1 rRNA gene is annotated in these 2,994 nt (G+C 55.3%); it reads left to right on the top strand.

From position 1 onward, the window contains the following. The first annotated feature begins 59 nt into the window (after positions 1–59). Positions 60–2,963, top strand: a 23S ribosomal RNA gene (locus ACR6A7_RS21055). Positions 2,964–2,994: the final 31 nt, after the last annotated feature.

Below are 2,994 nucleotides of genomic sequence, written 5' to 3' on the forward strand. Positions count from 1 at the left end.
CGCGTTCGAGTCTCTCAATAATCACATCCGCGACGTCGCAAGACGCCTGTGGGTTGTGAGGTTAAGCGACTAAGCGTACACGGTGGATGCCCTGGCAGTCAGAGGCGATGAAGGACGTGCTAATCTGCGAAAAGCGCCGGCAAGGTGATATGAACCGCTACAGCCGGCGATGTCCGAATGGGGAAACCCAGTGTGTTCCGACACACTATCGCAGCATGAATACATAGTGCTGCGAGGCGAACCGGGGGAACTGAAACATCTAAGTACCCCGAGGAAAAGAAATCAACCGAGATTCCCCCAGTAGCGGCGAGCGAACGGGGAGCAGCCCAGAGCCTGAACCGGCCTGTGTGTTAGTGGAAGCGTCTGGAAAGGCGCAGGGTACAGGGTGATACTCCCGTACACGAAAGCACACGGGTCGCGAGCTCGATGAGTAGGGCGGGACACGTGGTATCCTGTCTGAATATGGGGGGACCATCCTCCAAGGCTAAATACTCCTGACTGACCGATAGTGAACCAGTACCGTGAGGGAAAGGCGAAAAGAACCCCGGCGAGGGGAGTGAAACAGAACCTGAAACCGTGTACGTACAAGCAGTGGGAGCCTCTTTTATGGGGTGACTGCGTACCTTTTGTATAATGGGTCAGCGACTTATATTCTGTAGCAAGGTTAACCGTATAGGGGAGCCGCAGGGAAACCGAGTCTTAACTGGGCGTTAAGTTGCAGGGTATAGACCCGAAACCCGGTGATCTAGCCATGGGCAGGTTGAAGGTTGGGTAACACTAACTGGAGGACCGAACCGACTAATGTTGAAAAATTAGCGGATGACCTGTGGCTGGGGGTGAAAGGCCAATCAAACCGGGAGATAGCTGGTTCTCCCCGAAAGCTATTTAGGTAGCGCCTCGTGAACTCATCTCCGGGGGTAGAGCACTGTTTCGGCTAGGGGGCCATCCCGGCTTACCAACCCGATGCAAACTGCGAATACCGGAGAATGTTATCACGGGAGACACACGGCGGGTGCTAACGTCCGTCGTGAAGAGGGAAACAACCCAGACCGCCAGCTAAGGTCCCAAAGTCATGGTTAAGTGGGAAACGATGTGGGAAGGCCCAGACAGCCAGGATGTTGGCTTAGAAGCAGCCATCATTTAAAGAAAGCGTAATAGCTCACTGGTCGAGTCGGCCTGCGCGGAAGATGTAACGGGGCTAAACCATGCACCGAAGCTGCGGCAGCAGTAGCGATACTGTTGGGTAGGGGAGCGTTCTGTAAGCCGTCGAAGGTGTGCCGTGAGGCATGCTGGAGGTATCAGAAGTGCGAATGCTGACATAAGTAACGATAAAGCGGGTGAAAAGCCCGCTCGCCGGAAGACCAAGGGTTCCTGTCCAACGTTAATCGGGGCAGGGTGAGTCGACCCCTAAGGCGAGGCCGAAAGGCGTAGTCGATGGGAAACAGGTTAATATTCCTGTACTTGGTGTTGCTGCGAAGGGGGGACGGAGAAGGCTATGTTGGCCGGGCGACGGTTGTCCCGGTTTAAGCGTGTAGGCTGGGCATCCAGGCAAATCCGGATGCTCAAGGCTGAGGCGTGACGACGAGGCACTACGGTGCTGAAGCAACAAATGCCCTGCTTCCAGGAAAAGCCTCTAAGCTCCAGGCAACACGAAATCGTACCCCAAACCGACACAGGTGGTCAGGTAGAGAATACCAAGGCGCTTGAGAGAACTCGGGTGAAGGAACTAGGCAAAATGGTGCCGTAACTTCGGGAGAAGGCACGCTGGCGCGTAGGTGAGGGGACTTGCTCCCGGAGCCGAGGCCAGTCGAAGATACCAGCTGGCTGCAACTGTTTATTAAAAACACAGCACTGTGCAAACACGAAAGTGGACGTATACGGTGTGACGCCTGCCCGGTGCCGGAAGGTTAATTGATGGGGTTATCCGCAAGGAGAAGCTCTTGATCGAAGCCCCGGTAAACGGCGGCCGTAACTATAACGGTCCTAAGGTAGCGAAATTCCTTGTCGGGTAAGTTCCGACCTGCACGAATGGCGTAATGATGGCCAGGCTGTCTCCACCCGAGACTCAGTGAAATTGAAATCGCTGTGAAGATGCAGTGTACCCGCGGCAAGACGGAAAGACCCCGTGAACCTTTACTACAGCTTGACACTGAACACTGGTCCTTGATGTGTAGGATAGGTGGGAGGCTTTGAAGCGTGGACGCCAGTCTGCGTGGAGCCGTCCTTGAAATACCACCCTTTAATGGCTGGTGTTCTAACGTAGGCCCGTTACCCGGGCTGCGGACAGTGTCTGGTGGGTAGTTTGACTGGGGCGGTCTCCTCCCAAAGCGTAACGGAGGAGCACGAAGGTTGGCTAATCCTGGTCGGACATCAGGAGGTTAGTGCAATGGCATAAGCCAGCTTGACTGCGAGAGTGACGGCTCGAGCAGGTGCGAAAGCAGGTCATAGTGATCCGGTGGTTCTGAATGGAAGGGCCATCGCTCAACGGATAAAAGGTACTCCGGGGATAACAGGCTGATACCGCCCAAGAGTTCATATCGACGGCGGTGTTTGGCACCTCGATGTCGGCTCATCACATCCTGGGGCTGAAGTAGGTCCCAAGGGTACGGCTGTTCGCCGTTTAAAGTGGTACGCGAGCTGGGTTTAGAACGTCGTGAGACAGTTCGGTCCCTATCTGCCGTGGGCGCTGGAAAACTGAGGGGGGTTGCTCCTAGTACGAGAGGACCGGAGTGAACGCACCGCTGGTGTTCGGGTTGTCATGCCAATGGCACTGCCCGGTAGCTAAGTGCGGAAGAGATAAGTGCTGAAAGCATCTAAGCACGAAACTTGCCCCGAGATGAGTTTTCCCTGACCCCTCGAGGGTCCTGAAGGGACGTTGAAGACGACGACGTTGATAGGCCGGGTGTGTAAGCGCAGCGATGCGTTGAGCTAACCGGTACTAATGACCCGTGAGGCTTAACCTTACAACGCCAGAGGCGTTTTGCGAGACGCGAA

Origin of the sequence: Pantoea phyllosphaerae (assembly GCF_051025595.1) — a bacterium.
In the GTDB taxonomy this organism is placed as follows: domain Bacteria; phylum Pseudomonadota; class Gammaproteobacteria; order Enterobacterales; family Enterobacteriaceae; genus Pantoea.